16 protein-coding genes and 1 tRNA gene are annotated in these 19,875 nt (G+C 70.2%); 10 read left to right on the top strand and 7 right to left on the bottom strand.

Going from position 1 to position 19,875, the window contains the following annotated elements:
- Positions 1 to 48: 48 nt before the first annotated feature.
- From pcaH to QZ500_RS16810, 3 genes are all read left to right on the top strand, one after another.
- Positions 49 to 777 (top strand): protocatechuate 3,4-dioxygenase subunit beta, encoded by a 729-nt coding sequence (pcaH, locus tag QZ500_RS16820; protein WP_295856786.1) that lies wholly within the window; start codon positions 49 to 51, stop codon positions 775 to 777.
- Positions 778 to 803: 26 nt separating this feature from the next.
- The gene (gene pcaG / locus QZ500_RS16815; RefSeq protein WP_295856785.1) at positions 804 to 1,436 is read left to right on the top strand and encodes a protocatechuate 3,4-dioxygenase subunit alpha; all 633 of its coding nucleotides are present in this window, start codon (positions 804 to 806) and stop codon (positions 1,434 to 1,436) included.
- Positions 1,437 to 1,556: 120 nt separating this feature from the next.
- Positions 1,557 to 1,742: a hypothetical protein gene (locus QZ500_RS16810; RefSeq protein WP_295856783.1), complete on the top strand. Its 186-nt coding sequence runs from the start codon at positions 1,557 to 1,559 to the stop codon at positions 1,740 to 1,742.
- A gap of 110 nt (positions 1,743 to 1,852) precedes the next feature.
- Here QZ500_RS16810 and QZ500_RS16805 read toward each other — a convergent pair whose 3' ends face one another.
- Together QZ500_RS16805 and QZ500_RS16800 are read right to left on the bottom strand one after the other, a co-directional pair.
- A complete protein-coding gene (locus QZ500_RS16805; protein WP_295856781.1) occupies positions 1,853 to 2,896 on the bottom strand; it encodes a response regulator transcription factor in 1,044 nt (347 codons plus the stop codon).
- Positions 2,897 to 2,901: 5 nt separating this feature from the next.
- The gene (locus tag QZ500_RS16800) at positions 2,902 to 6,435 is read right to left on the bottom strand and encodes an ATP-binding protein (RefSeq protein WP_295856779.1); all 3,534 of its coding nucleotides are present in this window, start codon (positions 6,433 to 6,435) and stop codon (positions 2,902 to 2,904) included.
- A gap of 193 nt (positions 6,436 to 6,628) precedes the next feature.
- Here QZ500_RS16800 and QZ500_RS16795 point away from each other — a divergent pair, with 193 nt between their 5' ends.
- The 5 genes from QZ500_RS16795 (at position 6,629) to QZ500_RS16775 (ending at position 13,236) form a co-directional block, all read left to right on the top strand.
- On the top strand, positions 6,629 to 7,039 hold the full coding sequence (locus tag QZ500_RS16795; protein ID WP_295856777.1) for a hypothetical protein: 411 nt from the start codon (positions 6,629 to 6,631) through the stop codon (positions 7,037 to 7,039).
- 118 nt (positions 7,040 to 7,157) lie between these two features.
- Positions 7,158 to 8,579: a TolC family protein gene (locus QZ500_RS16790; protein WP_295856774.1), complete on the top strand. Its 1,422-nt coding sequence runs from the start codon at positions 7,158 to 7,160 to the stop codon at positions 8,577 to 8,579.
- Between the two features lie 35 nt (positions 8,580 to 8,614).
- A complete protein-coding gene (locus tag QZ500_RS16785; protein ID WP_295856772.1) occupies positions 8,615 to 9,793 on the top strand; it encodes an efflux RND transporter periplasmic adaptor subunit in 1,179 nt (392 codons plus the stop codon).
- 4 nt (positions 9,794 to 9,797) lie between these two features.
- Positions 9,798 to 12,893: a CusA/CzcA family heavy metal efflux RND transporter gene (locus QZ500_RS16780; RefSeq protein WP_295856769.1), complete on the top strand. Its 3,096-nt coding sequence runs from the start codon at positions 9,798 to 9,800 to the stop codon at positions 12,891 to 12,893.
- Positions 12,894 to 12,909: 16 nt separating this feature from the next.
- A complete protein-coding gene (locus QZ500_RS16775) occupies positions 12,910 to 13,236 on the top strand; it encodes a P-II family nitrogen regulator (protein WP_295856768.1) in 327 nt (108 codons plus the stop codon).
- Here the strand turns inward: QZ500_RS16775 and QZ500_RS16770 are convergent.
- Positions 13,230 to 13,655: a transcriptional repressor gene (locus QZ500_RS16770; RefSeq protein WP_295856766.1), complete on the bottom strand. Its 426-nt coding sequence runs from the start codon at positions 13,653 to 13,655 to the stop codon at positions 13,230 to 13,232. The genes QZ500_RS16775 and QZ500_RS16770 overlap by 7 nt on opposite strands.
- A 143-nt stretch (positions 13,656 to 13,798) precedes the next feature.
- On the opposite strand from QZ500_RS16770, the gene QZ500_RS16765 reads away from it, so the two are divergent.
- Positions 13,799 to 13,874 (top strand) — tRNA-Lys (locus tag QZ500_RS16765).
- Between the two features lie 386 nt (positions 13,875 to 14,260).
- On the opposite strand, the gene QZ500_RS16760 is transcribed toward QZ500_RS16765, so the two are convergent.
- Together QZ500_RS16760 and QZ500_RS16755 are read right to left on the bottom strand one after the other, a co-directional pair.
- Positions 14,261 to 14,629, bottom strand: a complete 369-nt coding sequence (locus QZ500_RS16760; protein ID WP_295856764.1) for a DUF6321 domain-containing protein — start codon at positions 14,627 to 14,629, stop codon at positions 14,261 to 14,263.
- A gap of 193 nt (positions 14,630 to 14,822) precedes the next feature.
- Complete coding sequence (locus QZ500_RS16755) at positions 14,823 to 15,362, bottom strand: HU family DNA-binding protein (RefSeq protein ID WP_295856762.1); 540 nt, start codon at positions 15,360 to 15,362, stop codon at positions 14,823 to 14,825.
- A 258-nt stretch (positions 15,363 to 15,620) separates the two neighbouring features.
- Here QZ500_RS16755 and QZ500_RS16750 point away from each other — a divergent pair, with 258 nt between their 5' ends.
- Complete coding sequence (locus QZ500_RS16750) at positions 15,621 to 15,953, top strand: hypothetical protein (RefSeq protein ID WP_295856760.1); 333 nt, start codon at positions 15,621 to 15,623, stop codon at positions 15,951 to 15,953.
- A 33-nt stretch (positions 15,954 to 15,986) separates the two neighbouring features.
- Here the strand turns inward: QZ500_RS16750 and QZ500_RS16745 are convergent, their stop codons facing one another.
- On the bottom strand, positions 15,987 to 18,506 hold the full coding sequence (locus tag QZ500_RS16745; protein ID WP_295856758.1) for an FtsX-like permease family protein: 2,520 nt from the start codon (positions 18,504 to 18,506) through the stop codon (positions 15,987 to 15,989).
- Positions 18,507 to 18,636: 130 nt separating this feature from the next.
- On the bottom strand, positions 18,637 to 19,875 hold a 1,239-nt coding region (locus QZ500_RS16740; RefSeq protein WP_295856755.1), incomplete at its 5' end, for an efflux transporter outer membrane subunit.

Raw genomic sequence — 19,875 nt, 5'->3', positions numbered from 1 at the left:
CCCTGTCGGCCGCCTTTCCGCACGCACGCCATCGAAGGAGACACCTCCATGCTTACCCGTACCGCCAGGCCGCTGCCCACCCTGTCGCCGCGCGACTGGGACGGCCAGTCCCCCTACCTCTACGACGGCTACCGCTCCACCGCCAAGCGCGGTCCGACCCGGCCGCTGGTACCGCTGAAGGCCTCGCTCGGCGAGCTGACGCAGCCAGTCTACGGCCACGACAGCATCGCGCAGTGGGACCACGACCTGACCCGCAACGCCCGCGTCAACGGCGAGCCGATCGGCGAACGCATGGTGCTCGCCGGCCGGGTGCTGGACGACCGCGGCCGCCCGGTGCCGCACACGCTGGTCGAGCTGTGGCAGGCCAACGCCAGCGGCCGCTACGTGCACAAGGTCGACCAGCACGATGCGCCGCTTGACCCCAACTTCCTCGGCGCCGGCCGCTGCCTGACCGATGCCGACGGGCGCTACCGCTTCCTCACGATCAAGCCCGGCGCCTATCCCTGGGGCAACCACCCCAACGCCTGGCGGCCGCAGCACATCCACCTGTCGCTGTTCGGCCAGCACTTCGCGAGCCGGCTGGTCACGCAGATGTACTTCCCGGCCGACCCGCTGCTGGCCTTCGACCCGATCTTCAAGGGCACGCCCGAGCGCACGCGCAACCGGCTGGTCGCGGACTTCAGCCTCGACGTGACCGAGAAAGGCTTCGCCCTCGGCTACCAGTTCGACATCGTGCTGCGTGGCGCCGACGAAACGCCGTTCGAGACCCCGCGCTGAGCGCCCATCGCCCGGAGATAACCCCCATGACCGATCCCACCCTGATGAGCGCCCAGCAGGCGTCCTTCGGCCAGACGCCGTCGCAGACCGTCGGCCCCTACTTCGCCTACGGCCTGACCGCGGAGCAATACCGCTATGGCTTCGACCAGGTGTTCGACAGCACCGTCGCCTACGACCATGCGCCGGGCGAACACATCCGCCTGGAAGGCCGGGTGTTCGACGGCGACGGCGTGCCGATCGGCGACGCGATGCTCGAGATCCAGCAGGCCGACGCCCACGGCCGCCATGCCGCGCCGGCCGAGGCGCCGCGCGCCGCGGCCCGCATCAGTGGCTTCCGTGGCTTCGGCCGCTGCGGCACCGGCACCGATCCGGACCTGCGCTGGCACTTCGACACCGTCAAGCCCGGCGCCATCGCCCCAGGCGAGGCCCCGCGGATCGACGTGATCCTGACGATGCGCGGCATGCTGCTGCACGCCTTCACCCGCATCTACTTCGACGACGAGGCCGAGGCGAACGCGCAGGATGCGGTGCTGCAGTCGGTGCCTGCCGACCGGCGCGACACCCTGATCGCCCGCCGTGTCGATGCCGGCGGCCGCACGGTCTACCGCTTCGACATCCATATGCAGGGTCTGCAGGAAACCGTGTTCTTCGACGTGTAGGCGCCGCCGGGCGGGCGTATCGGCCCGGTCCGACATACGGACCGGCGCGGGCTGCGAACGATGAGGCTTCGTCCGGTGCCGCAGGTGCCGGCCTCTTTCTCACCCTCCAAGGAGCAGTCCATGTCGAATTCGCAGAACGACCGCAACGGCCAGACCGAACACAACAAGGCGTCGCAGCACGGCGAGGCGACGCAGAAGAACGAGCCGCGCCGCACGCCCGAGAGCCGCCACGACCGCGAAAGCAACGTCGGCAGCGGCAACCAGGCGCAGAGCCGCCAGGGCGGCAAGGGCAGCGGCGTGCATTGACGCCCTCGCCTCTCGCCTCACGAAGCCCGGCCTTGCCGGGCTTTTTCTTTTGCTACGGTTTCGATAGCTGACTGCGCACATCCGGCGGGCGTAACGAGCCGATTAACGTCCTAACCTTCGAATTCCGGGTGCAGCTGCCGGATGCGGTTCATCGCCATGCCGGCCGCTGAGGTGCGCGTCTCGACACCCATCTTGGCGAGGATGCGTTCCAGGTGCTTCTTCACCGTGGCGGGGCTGGCGCCGAGGATGTCGGCGATGTCGCGGTTGATCTTGCCCTTCACCACCCAGTACAGCACCTCCGCCTCGCGGGCGGTGAGCTGGAAGGCGAGGCGCATCGCCTCGATCACCGCGGCGTCGCTCGCCTCCCGCATGATGATCAGCCAGTCGCCGCCCGGCTCGTCGCCGACCTGCCGGTGCAGCCGGAAGGAGAGCCGCAGCGCGGCCTGCTCGAACACCAGCTTCGGCGGCTCGACCTGCCGGTCGGCATCGGCGAGGTGCCGGCGCAGCCAGTCGAGCACCGGCACCGGCGTGACCGGGGCCTGGGTGCCGAACCAGCGCGCCAGCAGGTCGCGCGCCAGCGGCGTCTGCCACATCAGCCGGCCGTCGGCCGCGCGCACGGTGATGCTGGCGTAGCCGAAGGCGTCGAGCGCATTGCGCGCCTGTCCGGCCTGCCTCGCCTCCTGCCGGGCCCGGCGGGCGCCCTGCAGGTGCACGTTCATCCGGGCCAGCACCTCGGGCGGCCGGATCGGCTTGGTGATGTAGTCGGTGCCGCCGGCCTCCAGCGCCGCGACCAGGTGCTCGGTCTCGGTCAGGCCGGTCATGAAGATGATCGGGATGTGCGCGGTGGCCGGCTGCGCCTTCAGCCGGCGCGCCACCTCGAAACCGTCCATGCCCGGCATCATCGCGTCGAGCAGGACGATGTCGGGCAGCGCCTGCGCGGCACGCGCCAGCGCCGCCTCGCCGCCGGTGGCGACCAGCACGGTGTAGCCCGACTCGTCGAGCGCATCGTGCAGCAGCGCCAGGTTGTCGGGCACGTCGTCCACCACCAGCACCAGGTCGCCGTTGCCGCGGTCGCGGCCCCGGCCGAGCGGGGCCGTGGTCGGCGTAGTCGGCGATACGGTCGGCGGTCCGGGGGGCGAAGCGGGAAGGTCCATGCGGGTCAGGCGGGCGCAGCGGGGGGCGGCGGGTCGCCGGGCAGCGGTGGCAGCCGCCGGGCGATCGCCTCGAACTGGAATTGTCGCGCCAGCCCGCGCATCTCCTCTACGAACGGCCCGGCGGCCGGCTGCCGCGCGGCGATGGCATCCAGCACATCGAGGATGCCGCGGTAGTAGCCCAGCTCCACCACCTCGCGCAGCGCCGCAAGGGATGCAGCATCGGGCAGCACGGTCGCGGCGGGCGGCTCCGGCAGCGGGGCGGCGGGCGGCGGCGGCACCGGGGCATCGACCTGCCAGACGAGGCCCAGCCGGCGCTCCAGCCAGTCGAGCAGTTCGCTGTGGCGCAGCGGCTTGACGATGAAGTCCTCCGGCCGGATGCCGACGTCGTTCTCCAGGCCCTTGTCGAACGCGTTGGCCGACACCACCGCGACCTGCGCCGCGGTGTGGCCGGCGGCGCGCAGCCGGCGGATCGTCTCCCAGCCGTCGATGCCCGGCATCGCCAGGTCCATCAGGATCACGTCGGGCCGCAGGCCGGCGGCCAGCAGGTCCAGGCAGTCGTGGCCGCTGGCGGCGGTGCGCAGCTGGAAGCCGAGCGGCTCCAGCAACTGCACCAGCAGTTCGCGGTCGGGCTCCTCGTTGTCCACCACCAGGATGCTGCGGCGCGGGCCGGCATAGCCGCGCCGCGGCTGGCGTGCCGGCGTCGCCGTGCGGCGGGCCGCACCCTCGGCCGCATGCACCTCCGGCAGGAAGAGCCGCACCCGGAAGCGCGAGCCGACGCCCGGCGTGCTCTCGGCGGTCAGCTCGCCGCCCATCAGGTCGGTCAGCATCTTGGCGATCGTCAGTCCCAGCCCCGCCCCCGGCGCGCCGTGCGCGGCGGTGGTGCCGCGGGCGAACGGGTCGAAGATGCGCGCCAAGTCGTCGGCCGACATGCCGGGGCCGGTGTCCTCCACCTCGATCACCGCCATCTCGCGCTTGTGGCGCGCGCGCAGCGTGATACGGCCCTGTGCCGTGAACTTGACGGCGTTGCCCAGCAGGTTGATCAGGATCTGCCGCAGCCGCTTCTCGTCGGCCCGCACCACCTCGGGCAGGGTACCGACCACGTCGAACACGAAGTCCAGTCCCTTGCCGCGGGCCTGCGGCTCGAACATGCCGGCCATCTCGTGTAGGCCGTCGGCGAACTGCATCGGCTTGACCGCGAGCGTCAGCTTGCCCGATTCGATCCGCGCGATGTCCAGCGTGCCCTCGATCAACGACAGCAGGTGCTCACCGCCGCGCTTGATCACGTTGACCGCCTGCCGCCGGTGCGGCGGCACCGCCGGGTCCTCGCCCATCAGCTGCGCATATCCCAGGATGCTGTTGAGCGGCGTGCGCAGCTCGTGGCTGATCGTGCTGATGTAGCGGCTCTTCGCCTGGTTGGCCTGGTCGGCGACGCGGCGGGCATCTTCGGCCACCTGGCGGGCCTGCTGCAGCGCATGGTCGGTGCGGCGGTGGGATTCGATCTCCTCCACCAGCAGGTGCGTCTGGCGGTTCGATTCCTCCTGCGCGACCCGGCGGCTCTGGTGCGCCAGCACCAGCCACCACGCCACCACGCCCGCGATCACCAGCAGCGCCATGTAGGCCTTGAGGAAGCCGGCGCGCAGCGAGGCTTCGGCGCCGCTGGCCAGCGTGCCGCCGAGCGCCGCCGCCTCCTGCCGGTAGAGCAGCCCGAACACCACCCCGAGCAGCGGCACGATCACCAGCATCAGCAGCAGGAAATGGCCGAGCCCGGTGTCGAGGTAGGGCCAGATGCGCCGCGGCAGCAGCCAGCGCAGCGCGCCCGACCACTGCGCGGCCAGGCTCGCATGCGGCTTGCACAGGTCGCCGCAGCGGGCGTCGAGCGTGCAGCACAGCGAGCAGATCGGTCCGCGGTAGGCCGGGCAGTGCGCCATGTCCGGGCCTTCGTAGATGCGCTCGCAGATCACGCAGCGCAGGGTGACCTGCGCGCCGGCGCCCGCGCAGCCGTTGCCGTTGCCGTCGCGATTGCCGCATCCGGCCTCGGCCACGACCTGCGGTGTCCGCGCCAGGTAGTAGCGCCCGCCGGTGGCCCAGGCGATCAGCGGCGCGGCGGCGAGCGCGGTGCCGAGCGCGATCACCGCCGAAAACGCCTGCGCGGTGCGGCCGAACAGCCCCAGGTGCGCCGCGATCGACAGTGCTGACGCCAGCCCCATCGCGCCCACACCCACCGGGTTCACGTCGTACAGATGGGCGCGCTTGAACTCGATGCCCTTCGGCGACAGGCCGAGCGGCTTGTTGATCACCAGATCGGCCACCACCGCGGTCATCCAGGCGATGGCGATATTCGAATACAGGCCGAGCACGTCGCCCAGCGCCTCGAACACGTTCATCTCCATCAGCATGAAGGCGATCAGCGTGTTGAACACCACCCACACCACCCGGCCCGGATGGCTGTGGGTCACGCGCGAAAAGAAGTTGCTCCAGGCGAGCGAGCCGGCATAGGCGTTGGTGACGTTGATCTTCAGCTGCGACAGCACCACGAAGAAGGCGGTCGCCGCCACTGCCCAGCCGTAATGCGGGAACACGTATTCGTAGGCGGCCAGATACATCTGGTTCGGATCGACCGCCCGCTCCGGCGGCACCGCATGCGAGATCGCGAGCCAGGCCAGCAGCGCGCCGCCGAGCATCTTGAACACGCCCAGCACCACCCAGCCCGGTCCGCCCGCCAGCACTCCGAACCACCAGCGCCGCGCGCGGCCGGGCTGCCGCTCGGGCATGAAGCGCAGGTAGTCCGCCTGCTCGCCCATCTGGGTGATGAGCGCGATGCCGACGGTCAGTGCCGCACCGAATGCGTGCAGATTGAACCCTGCTCCGGTGCCGTATTCACCGCCGTAGTGCATCACGCCGACAAACGCACCGGGATCGCGCATCCACACATAGACGAACGGGACGATCAGCATCGCCAGCCAGACCGGCTGGGTCCACAGCTGCAGCCGGCTGATGATCGAGACGCCGTGGGTCACCAGCGGGATGACCACCAGCGCGCAGATCAGGTAGCCCCAGCGCGGAGGCACGCCGAGCGCCAGTTCCAGCGCATAGGCCATCACCGCCGCCTCGAGCGCGAAGAAGATGAAGGTGAAGCAGGCGTAGATCAGCGAGGTGAGGGTCGAGCCGATGTAGCCGAAGCCGGCGCCGCGGGTCAGCAGGTCCATGTCGACGCCGTAGCGCGCTGCGTAGATGCTGATCGGCAGGCCGGCCAGGAAGATGATCAGGCCGGTTGCGACGATCGCCCAGAACGCGTTGGTCGCGCCGTACTGCACCAGCAGCGTCGCGCCGACCGCCTCCAGGATCAGGAAGGACGCGGCGCCGAACGCGGTGTTGGCGACCCGCCATTCCGACCAGCGCCGGAACTGCCGCGGCGTGAACCGGAGCGCATAGTCCTCCATCGTCTCGCTGCCGACCCATGCGTTGTAGTCACGGCGCACCTTGACGACACGCTGCAGCGGCGCGCCGGAGGTATCGGCGTCGGGGGAGGAACCGGTCATGGAAGGTGGCGAAGGCGGTGCTCGGACGGGCACGCCGCGGCACCGCAACGGTGCAGGTATCGTGCCAAAGCGGGCCTGCGGCTAGCCGGCCGGGGCGGGTTTTTCCGGATGCCGTTGCCGCAAAGCCGTGGTGCTGATGCAGAATGACGGGCGTCTGCCGCTCACATTCTGAGCAGCAGTACCTCGTCTTTCCATGCGACTCGCCTTCACCGCCCTGCTGACCCTGCTGTTCGCCCTCGCCGCTTATGCCGGCACGGGCTGCAAGCGTCCGTCGGGCGGCGCACCCACCCTGCTGCCGGTGGTGGTGCAGCAGGCCGCGGCGACCGCCCTGCCTGCGGCGGCCGCGGAAACGCCGGGTGTGACCTTCGTCTTCTGTCATCCGCACGCCGAACTGCTCGACAAGGCCGTCCTCTCGGCCGCCGCCGCCCAGGTGGCGTTCGACACCCAGGCGAACAACGACGACCGCACCGAAATGATCGCCTTCGCGGCCGATCCGCAGCCGGTGCTCGCCGTGATGCATCTCCCCGCGCCGATGCTCGGCCGCTCCCTGCCGCTGCCGTGGCTGCAGGGCATGCTGCGCCCTCCCAGACCCACGCTCGCCTGACCGCCATGCCGCTGCCGACCGACACACCGCTGTCGGCAGCCCGTGCTCCTCGTCCACCGGCAGTCCTGCCGTGGATGGTCGTTTCGCCCCGATCTGCCTTCGCCGGCAGTGCCCCTTCATGCCCCTTCGACACTACCGTGCCGTCGCTGCGACCTTGCTCGCCGCTGCCTTTCCGGTGCTGACCGCGCCTGTCGCCGCCCAGCCCGCACCCGGTGCCACCCGCGCCACCGCTTCGCCCCTGCCGCCCGCCGCCGGGCAGCCGCCGTCCCTGAACCTGCCGGCCGCCGCTGCATCCGGCGCCGCCGCGGCCGCATCGCTGTCGGGCGGCCCCCGGATCGGCCTGCAGGAACTGACCGACACCATCCTGCTGAACAACCCGGCCCTGCTGTCGGCCCAGCGCCAGCGCAACACCGCGACCGCAGGCGTCGTCACCGCCGGCGCACTGCCCAATCCGCGGCTGGACTTCAGCGCCGGCAACCAGAGCGCCCGCTTGGCCGGCGGCCTGTCCGGCCGCGTGCAGACCGTCGGCGTCTCGCAGCTGATCGAGAACCCTGCACTACGCAGCGCCCGCGTCGATGCGGCCCGTGCCGGCGAACGCGGCAGCGTCTGGCTGGTCGGCGTGGCCCGCAACGAACTCGTCGCCCAGATCCGCCTGCGCGCCTACGACGTGCTGCTGCGCCAGGCCGAGGCCGCGGCGTCGGCCGAATCGCTGTCGCTGCTGGAGCAGGTGAATTCGCGGGTCCGTGCCCGGGTCGACAGCGGCGAGGCACCGCGCTACGAACTGATCAAGGCCGATGCGGAAATCGTCAATGCCCGCTCTCTGCGCCAGACCTCGCTGCTGCAGGCCGAGCAGGCCGCGATCACGCTCAACCGGCTCGCCGCCGGCGCCCTGCCGACCCAATGGACGCTCGATGCGACCCTGGGCGACGCCCTGCCGCCGCCCGACATCCAGGTCGTGCTGCAGAACGCGCTGGAGCGCAACCCCGAACTGCTCGCGCTGCGCGCCGAGGTCGACCGGGCGCAGGCCCAGCTCGCCGGCGCCGAGGCCGGACGCTGGCCCGGCGTGGAACTGCGCTACACCCAGAGCCGCGAGCCGGACATCCGGCAGAACGTGGTCGGCGTGAGCGTACAGATCCCGCTGCTCGACCGCCGCACCGGCCCGATCGCCGAGGCCGGCTCCGAACTGGAACGCGCCCGCGGCCGGCTCGACGGCCGCCGTGCCGAACTGGAGCAGCAGGTGCTCCAGGCCGGCCGCGCACTGGAGATGGCGCGCCTGCGCGTCGAGGCGCTGAGCCAGGGCGCGGTGCGCGACGCCGAAGCCGCACTGCGCGTCGCCGATGCCGCCTACCGCTTCGGCGAGCGCGGCATCCTGGACGTGCTGGATGCACAGCGGGTGCTGCGCGGCGTGCGGGCCGACCTGCTGACCGCGCGATTCCAGGTGCAGTCCGCCCGGGTGGAGCTCGACTTCCTCGCCGGACGCTGGACCGGCGACGGTGCCCCGTTGCCCTCGCCCGCGCTCAACGCCGCCGGCATCCGCTGATCCCGACACCGATGTCCACCGAAAGATTCCCGACCATGGCTCCCACCACCTCCTCTCCCGCGGTTTTCCGTCGCAGCGCCACCGCAGCCTTCGTCCTGTGCGCCCTGCTCGCGCTGCAGGCCTGCGGCAAGAAGCAAGAACCCGCTGCCGCCGAAGTCACGCCGCCGCCCGATCCGCTGGTCGTGCAGGTCAAGCCCGAGATGGCGTCCAACTTCAAGGTCGCGCCGCTCAAGATGGCCGACATCGCCACCGTGCAGGAAGTCGCCGGCCGCGTCGAGGCCAACGAGCGGCTGGTCAGCCGCATCGGCGCCTCCGTCACCGGCCGCGTCACCGAAGTGCTCGCCGACCTCGGCTACAACGTCCGGCCCGGCCAGGCGCTGGCCCGGGTGACCAGTCCCGAACTGACGCAGGCGCAGCTCGCGGTGCTGCGCGCCAGTTCGCAGACCTCGCTCGCCGCCCGTGCGGTCGAGCGCGCCCGGCAGCTGATCCAGGCCGACGTGATCGGCTCGGCCGAACTGCAGCGCCGCGAGTCCGAACTGGCGATCGCCCGGGCGGAACTGCGCGCCGCGACCGACCAGTTGCGCCTGCTCGGCGTCTCGGCCGGCGAAGTCCAGCGGCTGCGCGACCAGGGCACCCTCGCGACCTCCACCGTCGTCACCGCCGAACGTGCTGGCGTGGTGATCGAGCGCACCGTGAGCCAGGGCCAGGTGGCCCAGCCGGGCGATCCGCTGTTCACCGTGGCCGACCTGAGCAACGTGTGGGTGGTGGGCGCCATGCCCGAGCAGGCCGCCACTTCGGTGCAGCTCGGCCAGTCGGTCGAGATCGACGTGCCGGCGCTCAACGGCGTGCCGCTCACCGGCAAGGTGGTCTACGTCGGCGCGACCGTCGAGCCGGAAACCCGCACCGTCGCGATCCGCACGCAGGTCGACAACGCCCAGCGCGCGCTCAAGCCGCAGATGCTGGCGACCATGCGCATCTCGGGCGCGCCCCGCCAGGTACTGGCGCTGCCGGCCGACGCGGTGGTGCGGGAGAACGACCGCGACCACGTATTCGTGAAGACCGGCGACAACCGCTACCGGCTCACCCCGGTCGAGCTCGGCCCGACCAGCAACGGCCTGCGCCCGCTGTTGCAGGGCGTCAAGGAAGGTACCGAGGTCGTCACCCAGGGGGCCTTCCACCTGAACAACGAGCGCAAGCGCGCCGAACTGGAGTAAGCCCATGATCGCTTCCCTGATCAAGGCCGCGCTCGGCCAGCGGCTGCTCGTGATCGTGCTCGCCCTGGTGCTGTGCGCCTTCGGCGTGCGCGAGTCGATGCGGCTGTCGCTCGACGCCTTCCCCGACGTGACCAACGTGCAGGTGCAGATCGCCGCCGAGGCGCCCGGCCGGTCGCCCGAGGAGATCGAGCGCTTCGTCACCGTGCCGCTGGAGATCGCGATGACCGGCCTGCCCGGCATCGTCGAGATGCGCTCGCTCAACAAGAGCGGCCTGTCCATCATCACCCTCGTCTTCACCGACAAGACCGACGTGTACTTCGCGCGCCAGCTCGTCATGGAGCGGCTGATCGAGGTCACGCCGCGCATGCCGGCCGGCATCGTGCCGGTGCTGGGGCCGGTCTCCACCGGCCTGGGCGAGGTCTACCAGTACACGCTCGAGCATCCGGACGACGGCGACAAGCCGCTGTCGCAGGCCGAGCTGACCGAGCGCCGCACGATCCAGGACTGGGTGCTGCGGCCGATGCTGCGCTCCATCCCCGGGGTCGCGGAAATCAACTCGCAGGGCGGCTACGTCCGCCAGTACCAGGCGCTGGTCGATCCGGCCCGTTTGCGCTACTACAACCTGTCGGTGCAGAAGGTGGTGGAGGCGATCTCCGCCAACAACACCAACGCCAGCGGCGGCATCCTGCCGCTGTCCAACGAGCAGTACCTGATCCAGGGCGTGGGCCTGATCCGCACGCTCGAGGACATCGGCAACATCGTGGTGAAGGAAGAGCGCGGCGTGCCGGTGTACGTGCGCGACCTGGCCGAGGTCACGCTCGGCCACGAGGTGCGCCAAGGCGCGATCGTCAAGGGCGGCTACACCGAGGCGGTCTCGGGCATCGTGCTGATGATGCGCGGCGGCAATGCCAAGCAGGTCGTCACCCGCGTGCAGGAGAAAGTCGCCGAGATCAACAGCCAGAAGATGCTGCCCGGCGGCCTGCAGATCAAGCCGTTCTACGACCGGACCGATCTGGTAGACGCGGCGGTCTGGACCGTAGCCAAGGTGCTGATCGAGGGCGTGATCCTGGTGATCATCGTCCTGTTCGTATTCCTGGGCGACGTGCGGTCCAGCCTGATCGTGGTGGCGACGCTGATCATCACGCCGCTCACCACATTCATCGCGATGAACAAGTACGGCATCTCGGCCAACCTGATGTCGCTCGGCGGTCTCGCGATCGCGATCGGCCTGATGGTGGACGCGACGGTGGTGGTGGTGGAGAACATTTTCCACCGGCTCGGCCAGATGAAGGAGGAAGGCTCGCGCATCCGCACCATCCTGCAGGCGACCACCGAGGTCGCGGTGCCGACCATCTTCGGCATCATGATCATCATCCTGGTGTTCCTGCCGCTGATGACGCTGCAGGGGCAGGAAGGCAAGATGTTCGGACCGCTGGCGCTGACCATCGCGATCGCGCTGTTCGTCTCTCTGATCGTGTCGCTGTTCCTGTCGCCGGTGCTGTGCTCCTACTTCCTGAAGGTGAAGCCGGGACAGGGCGACCACGACACCCGGATTATCGCTTTCATGAAGCGGCACTACCTGCGGCTGCTCGACAGCGCCACCGCGCGCAACCGGGTCACGCTGACGGTCGCCGTGGCGCTGCTGCTCGGCTCGATGGCGCTGTTCCCGTTCCTCGGCAAGTCCTTCATGCCGACGATGAAGGAAGGAGCGCTCACGCCGCAGATCAACCGGGTGCCCAGCATCTCGCTGGACGAATCGATCCGCATGGAGATGGACGCGATGAAGATGGTCGCGTCGGTGCCGGGCGTGAAGTCGGTGGTCTCGAAGCTCGGCCGCGGCGAGTCTCCGGCCGATCCGGCGGGCCCGAACGAGTCCGACCCGATCGTGATCCTGGACCCGGAATCCGACCGGACCCAGGACGAGATCGACGAGGACATCCGCCAGCGGCTCTCCACCATCCCGGGCGTGCAGATCGTGCTGTCGCAGCCGATCTCCGAGCGGGTCGACGAGATGGTCACCGGCGTGCGGTCGCAGGTCGCGATCAAGGTGTTCGGCGACACGCTGCCCGAACTCAAGCGCGTGTCCGAACAGGTGGCACGGATCCTGAAGGACATCCCCGGCAGCCGCGACATCCGCGTCGAACGGCTCTCGGGCCAGCAGGCGCTGATGGTGGACATCGACCGCACCGCGATCGCCCGCCAGGGCCTGAACGTGACCGACGTGCAGGCGGTGATCGAATCGGCCATCGGCGGCAAGGCGATCACGACGCTGTACGAAGGCGAGCGGCGCTTCGCGGTGGCGGTGCGTTTCCCCGAGGCGTTCCGCAACTCGACCGAGGCGATCGGCAACACCCTGCTGTCCACTCCCAGCGGTGCGCAGGTGCCGCTCTACTCGCTCGCCAAGATCCACCTGGTGGACGGCCCCGCGCAGATCAGCCGGGAGAGCGGCAAGCGGCGCGTGGTGGTGGGCGCGAACGTGGAGGGTCGCGACCTCGCCGGCTTCGTGGCCGAGGCGCAGCAGCGCATCAACCGCGACGTGCAGCTGCCGGACGGCTACTACTTCGTCTACGGCGGACAGTTCGAGAACATGGAACGCGCGATGGCGACGCTGTCGATCATCGTGCCGCTGACCATCGCCGCGATCTTTTTCCTGTTGTTCATGCTGTTCAAGTCGCTGAAGCTGGCCGGACTGATCATCCTGGTGCTGCCGTTCGCGTCGATCGGCGGCCTGATCGGCCTGTTCGTGACCGGCGAATACGTGAGCGTGCCGGCGTCGGTCGGCTTCATCGCGCTGTGGGGCATCGCGGTGCTGAACGGCGTGGTGCTCGTCAGCTACATCCGCAAGCTGCGGGAGGACGGCCTCGACGTGGCGGAAGCCGTGCGCGAAGGCTGCATCGCCCGGTTCCGGCCGGTGATGATGACCGCGACGGTGGCGCTGCTCGGCCTGGTGCCGTTCCTGTTCGCCACCGGCCCCGGCTCCGAGGTCCAGCGTCCGCTGGCTATCGTGGTGATCGGCGGCCTGATCACCTCCACCCTGCTCACGCTGGTGGTGCTGCCGGTGCTCTATCGCTGGTTCGACGAAAAGCCGCAGGAAGCCTGACAAGGGAGCGAACGACATGAAGGAAATCCGAGCCATCGTGCGGCCCAGCCGCATCGAACGCCTGCGCGACGCGCTGCGGGCCATCCCCAACTTTCCGGGCGTGACCCTGTTGCGGGCCGAGGGCTTCACCGCCCCCGCCGCGATGGGCAAGCGCACGGTCCGCGACGAACTGGTCGACTACACCGACAAGGTGATGGTGTCGGTGATCGCGGAGGACGGCATGGTGCCGACGATCCGGGATACGATCATGAACGTCTGCCGCACCGGCCAGATCGGCGACGGTCTGGTGTGGATCACCCCGATCGAGGAGATCCACCGGGTGCGCGACGGATCCGCTTACTGACGCGGCGGCGCCGCTTCCTGCGAGGCCCCGGATTGCTCGGCAGTCCGGGGCCTCGCGCATTCGGCGCAGGTGCCGTAGAGCGTGAGTTCGTGCCGCGCCACCTGGAATCCCGGCGGCGCCAGCGTGTCGAAGTTGCCCGGGCAGGCATGCACGTCGAAGACGCGGCCGCAGGTCTGGCACTGGAAGTGGTGGTGGTGCGCCCGCGCAGCGGACTCGTACCGCGGCGCCTCGCCCGGCAGCGTGACGGCCTGGATCGCGCCCTCTTCGGCGAGCAGCTTCAGGTTGCGATAGACCGTCGCCATGCCGAGCGCCGTCACCTGGGCCTGGGCGCGCTCCAGGATCTCCTGCGGCAGGAGCGGACTGTCGGATGCATCGAGCACTGCACGGATGGCAGCCCGCTGCCGTGTGGATCGTTCCATGGGGAGTCGGCTGATGGGGGAAACCGATTCTGTCATGCAGCTGAAAAATCCGGCCGGGTCTTGCATATGGCCGAATTTATGCTGCATAATGCGAGGCTTGCCAGTTCGGCGCGAAACCTTCGGGTAATCGACTGACCAGGCGGGGGCTCTTAGCTCAGTTGGTAGAGCAGCGGACTCTTAATCCGTAGGTCGAGTGTTCGAGTCACTCAGGGCCCACCACCCCATTCAATGCATCGAAGCCTGCTACCCATCCGGGAGCAGGCTTTTTTGTTGGGCGGCCGATGCCCGGGGTTTCAAGGTTTCGATACCTTGACCACTACGGCGGTGGTCAGCAGGATGGTGCCGACCAGCGCCGCGATGGAGAGCATGCCGCCCGCGGTCGCCGCGACCCGAAGGTGCATGTGGAATGCACCGGCACCGATCCTGAGCCGGCCTTGAAGGCTCGGCCTGCGAGAAGTATCCATATCCCAGATCCAGTCGTTGATTGATGGGGGGTCGGCAGCGTAGCCCTGGTCGAGGAACTTGAATGCACGACCGGGCCTTTCGGGTCGGTGCGCGCCCCCTGCCCTCGTACAGGCGCGAACGGTATCCCGCCGAAACGGCGCTCAGGCAGGCACCGCCTTGTGCTTCGCCTTTTCCCGCTTGTAACGTTCGAGCAGCCGCCGGCCTTTTTCTGCGATCTTGCGGGCTGCGGCCTCGGTTTTCGGAACCGGCTCTCCCCATGCATGGGCCGACAGCGCGAACCGCGTCGGCTTGCCGTCCTTGTCCTGAAGTGCCGGCAACGGTGTGCGCCCGAAGAAACGCGATGCCCAGCTGCCTTTGCGTTTCATCTCTTCGGGCGTCATGTCCTTGATCGCCTTGGTCACACCGGGTTTGAGTTTCGACCCGTCCTTCTCGGCGAACGCCTTGCGCCCCGCCGCCGTGAGGCCGCCTTTCGGATCCTTGGTGGCCCCGGTCTTTTTCGCTTCGCTCATGACGTGTTCCTCGTGATCTGTCCGATGACAAGGCTTCACCATCCGCCAGGGATAGGACCGACACCGTAGGAACGCGCGGGCAGCGGCTGTCGGAACCCCTCCTGCGCAACGACGAGGTACGACCGCAAAAACGACAACGGCGGCCGAAGCCGCCGTCATGTCGTCGCCGCCAGGTGCGCCGATCAGCGCGCCGTCAGGCGGCCGCGTCCTTCAGCTTCTTCAGTGCGCGCGCCTTGATGCGGACCGACGCCGGCTTCGCCGGGAACCACCGCTCGGTGCCGGTGAACGGATCCTTGCCGAAGCGCTTCTTCTTCGCCTCGACCTTCTGCACGCCGATCTTCAGCAGGCCGGGCATCGTGAATTCGCCGTGGCCCTTCTTGTGCACCGCGCCGAGGATCGTCGCTTCCAGTGCGGCGAGCACGGCCTTGGCGACCTTCGGCTCGACACCGGCCTGGGTGGCCAGGTGCGTGGCCAGACCGGCCTTGGTGAAGCCTTCCTTGATCGGCTTGACCGCAGCGGGTGCCGCCTTGGCGGCCGGCGCTGCAGCCTTCTTGGCCGGCACGGCCGCGGCCTTCTTGACCTGCGTCGTGGCAGTCTTCTTCGCCGGCGCGGCGGTGGCCTTGGTGGCGGAAGCGGCCGCCTTCTTCGCCGGTGCGGCGACAGTCTTCACGGCCTTCTTCGCGGTCGAGGGGGTGGCCGGAGCCTTGGGGGTTGCTTTTTTCGCAGTTGCCATGTGACGGATGTCCAGATCGAAAGTGTTGTTGGTGTCGTCTGACCGCCCGGCGGTGCAGAACCCTGCGGATTCTAGGGAACGTTGCAGGGCCTACCACGGACCTGTGACGAGTCCCGTCACGGAAACACCACAAATGCCCTGAAAATAGGGGTTTCGTGCGATACGCCACAGCACGCCTCCGCACCTGACGGCTGCGCCAGCGATCCGCCTGTCCGGAACCGGGCCGACGCACGTGTTCCCGTCTCTTTTGCTTCCTGAATGGACCCGCTGATCTTCAAATGGACCGCGCTCGGCGACGAAGCGCAATTTCTCTGCGACATGGACATGCCCGCCCGCGACAGCTTCGACGACCAGATCGTCGAGGTCTGGAGCTGGCTCAAGACCCATCTCAAGCCCCGTGAATTCAACTTCGAGGCGGTGCGCAAGGACACCGTGGTGACCGAGGAGCGACTGCACGTCGAACGCGGCAAGCTGGTGGCCGAAGGCGGCACCTCCTTCAAGCCGTGGCGGCTGCTGATCGACATCCGCATGCCGATCCGCAACGGCGCGCTGTTCTCGATGGCGTTCGACGCCAAGCTGCTCGAACGCTGAGGTCGGTCGGCTTCCCGACCTGCCTCTTCTCGCCTACTCGGCCGCGCGCCGCAGCGTTTCCACCACCGGTCGGCGCAGCACGTCGCGCAGGCCCCACCAGCCGGCCGCGAGCGCCAGCACCGCACCGGCGACCGCGCCGAGCAGCGGCACCGCGGGCGATGCGGTCCAAGTGAAGTCGAACACCCAGCGCGCGAGCGCCCAGCCGACCGCCACCGCCACCCCGCTCGCGAGGAAGCCGGCCAGCAGCCCGATGCCGGCCAGCTCCGCCCGCTGCACCTGCCGCAGCAGGCTGGCGCGGGCGCCGACGGCGCGCATGATCGCGAATTCCTTCGCCCGCTCCTCGCGGGTCGCGGTGACGGCGGCGAACAGCACCACCAGCCCGGCGGCCAGCGTGAACGCGAACAGGAACTCCACCGCGCGGATCACCTGGTCGAGCACCCGCTGCACCTGCGCCAGCGTGCTCGACAGGTCGACGTTGGTAATGTTCGGGAATTGCCGCACCAGCGCGTTGTCGAAGCCGGGCGTCGCAGGCGCCCGGTAGGCCGCGAGGAAGGTCACCGGCACGTCGGCCAGCTGCGCGACCGGGTACATCGCGAAGAAGTTGGCCCGCATCGAGCCCCAGTCCACCTTGCGTAGCGAGGTGACCTTCGCCTCGTTGGAGATGCCGCCGATGTCGAAGCGCAGCGTGTCGCCGAGCTTCAGGCCAAGCGTCTCGGCCAGGCCCTCCTCCACGCTGATCGCGCCGGCCTCGCCGTCGGTCCAGCGGCCGGCGACGGTCTGGTTGTGCGGCGGCTCGGTCGCGCTGTACGACAGGTTGAACTCGCGGTCCACCAGGCGCTTGGCCCGGTCCTCGGTGTAGTCGGCGGGTGAGACCTCGCGGCTGTTCACCGCGACCAGGCGGCCGCGCACCATCGGGTACCAGTCGTACTTCTGCACACCGGCCTCGCGCAAGGCTTGCTGGAAGGCCTCGCCCTGGTCGGGCTGCACGTTGATGACGAAGCGGTTAGGCGCGTCCTTCGGCGTGGCGGCACGCCAGCTGCCGATCAGGTCGGTGCGCAGCAGCACCAGCAGCACCAGCGCCAAGAGGCCAACCGACAGTGCGCTGACCTGCACCACCGCGTACACCGGCCGCGCCGAGATCTGCCGCGTCGCCAGCACCAGCCAGCGCGGCGCAGTCGCCTCGTTGACGCTGCGGCGCAGCAGCTTCACCGCGACCCACGCCAGCACCGCGAACAGCACCACGGCCGCTGCGAAGCCACCGACCGCGATCAGCCCGAGCTTGCGGTCGCTGCTGGCCGCGAGCAGCAGCGCGGCGAAGCCCGCCACCCCCACCGCCAGCACGCCGAGGGACGCCGGCTTCAGGCCGCCCACGTCGCGCCGGATCACCCGCAGCGGCGGCACCTGCGCCAGCTGCAGCACTGGCGGCAGGCCGAAGGCGAACAGCAGCGTCAGGCCCATGCCGACGCCGAACGCGACCGGCCAGGCGCCGGGCGCCGGCAGGCTGCTGTCGACCAGGCCGGCGAGCAGCGCGATGAAGACGTAGTGCACCGCGAAGCCGATCGCCACGCCGAGCGCGCTGGCGAACAGGCCGACCAGCGCAAATTCGAAGGTGTAGCTGCGCGCGATGGTGCGCTGGCTCTGGCCCAGGACGCGCAGCATCGCGCAGTCGTCCAGGTGGCTGGCGGCGAAACCGCGGGCGGCCAGCGCGACGGCCACCGCCGACAGCAGTGCGGCGAGCAGCGACACCAGGCTCAGGAATTTCTGCGCGCGGTCGAGCGTCTGGCGCATCTGCGGCTGGCCGGTCTCGAGCGACTCGACCCGCACGCCGTGCACGCCGGGCGCAGCCGCCGCATTCTCCGCCCACTCGGTGAACGCCTTGACCTGCGCGTCGGCGCCAGCGACGGCGAAGCGGTAGGTGAGCCGGCTCGCGGGCTGCACCAGCTGGGTCGCGGCGAGGTCGACGGCGTTCACCATGACGCGCGGCGCGAAGGTGAGGAAGCCGGCACCGCGGTCCGGCTCGATGGCGATGACGCGGGCGATGCGGAAGGCCTTGTCGCCGAGCAGCAGCGTGCCGCCCATCGGCAGGCCGAGCGCCTCGGGCAGCGAACCGTCGACCCAGGCTTCGCCCGGCGCGGGAATGCCCTGCACCGGCGCGTCGGCGGCGCCGGGCGCGTCCGCCAGCCGCAGCCGGCCGCGCAGCGGATAGGCCGCATCGACCGCCTTCAGCGCGACCAGCTTGCTCGCGCCGCCGTCGGCGTCGGAGGCGCGCCCCATCGTCGGAAAGCCGAGCGTGGTGCTGGTCTGCAGGCCGAGGCTCTGCGCCTGCTCGGCGAATGCGGCGGGCGTCGGGTTGTCGCTGACCACCACCGCATCGCCGCCGAGCAGTTGCCGCGCGTCGCGCTGCAGGCCGCCCTGCAGCCGGTCGGCGAAGAAGCCGACGGAGGTGAGCGCCGCCACCGCGAGGGTGACGGCGACGATCAGCAGGCGCAGTTCGCCTGCGCGCAGGTCGCGCCGCAGGGTGCGCCAGCCCAGGCCGAGGAAGGAGGTGTGCATGGCGGCACGTTACCGCAAAGGCCGGATACGCCGGTGTCCGTCACCGCAAACCCTCGATCCGAAGCAAAAGTGCCTCCTGCGCCCGCGGGACCTGCGCACCATGCTTCACTTTCGATAGCAAAGGCTGTAGTCAGCGTCGTGCCGCGACCGTGTCCGCCAGGGCCGCCGACGCCGCGGCTGCCGGCGCCTCCCAGTCGCCGCCCAGAGCCCGCACCAGCCCGACCGTCGCCTGGTAGCGCGCCGACGCCACCTGCAGCGCCTGCCGCCGGTTGCGCTGCTCGCTGCGGCGGGTATCGAGCAGGTCGATCTGGCTGGCGTAGCCGTTGCGCCAGCGCGAGTCCGACAGCGCCGTGGCGCGCGACGAGGCCGCGACCGCCCGCTGCTGCACCTCGGCCTGCTCGGCGAGGATGCGCAGGCCCGACAGCTGGTCCTCCACCTCGCGCAGCGCGGCGAGTACCTGGCCACGGTAGCCGGCAGTCGCGGCGTCGAACTGCGCCATCGCGCCGTCGACGCCCGCCTGCCGCCGTCCGCCGTCGAACACCGGCAGCGACAGCAGTGCGCCGAGCCCCCAGGCACGCGCCGACCAGCGCAGCAGGTCGCTCGCATCGCCCGCGGCGAAGCCGGCGCTGCCGGTGAGCGACACGCTCGGGAACCACGCGGTCTGCGCGACGCCGACCCGGGCCTGCGCCGCCAGCAGGCTGCGCTGCGCGGCCGCCACATCGGGGCGGCGGGCGAGCACCGTCGCCGGCACGCCCGGCGGGATGACCGGCAGCGTGGCGGTCCAGCCGGGCACCGGCGCTACGGCGAAGCCGGACGCGGCCTCGCCGGCGAGCACGGCCAGCGCATGTTCCAGTTCGGCGCGGCGGCGGTCGAGCGCCAGCGCCTCGGACTCGGTGGCCGCTGCTTCGGCCTGCAGCCGCACCAGCGCCATCTCCGCGACGTCGCCCGCGCGCAGGCGGCGCTCCACCAGATCCAGGGTGCCGACGTAGGCGGCGGCGGTGTCGCGCACCAGCGCACGCTCGGCATCGACCGCCCGCAGCGCCAGGTAGGTCTGCGTCGTCTCGGCCTGCACCAGCAGCCGGGTGCTCTGCAGCAGCGCGGCGCGGGATGCCGCGTCGAGCGCCGCCGCATCGCGCAAGCCGGCCAGGCGGCCGAACAGGTCGAGTTCGTACGCCATGTTGGCGCCGGCCGTGGCGAGCGTCGCGGGCCGCGGACCGGTGGCGGTGTTGGCGCCGGCCTGGCGCACCACGCCACCGCCGAGCACCACCTGCGGCAGCCGGTCGGCCTCGGCATTGCGCACCAGCGCACGGGCCTGCGCGAGGCGCGCGGCCGCCTCCTGGATACCCGTGTTGGCCACGCCGGCGCGCTC

Origin of the sequence: uncultured Xylophilus sp. (assembly GCA_913776965.1) — a bacterium.
GTDB lineage: Bacteria > Pseudomonadota > Gammaproteobacteria > Burkholderiales > Burkholderiaceae_C > Xylophilus.
This window is presented reverse-complemented; position numbering and strand designations above follow the sequence as displayed.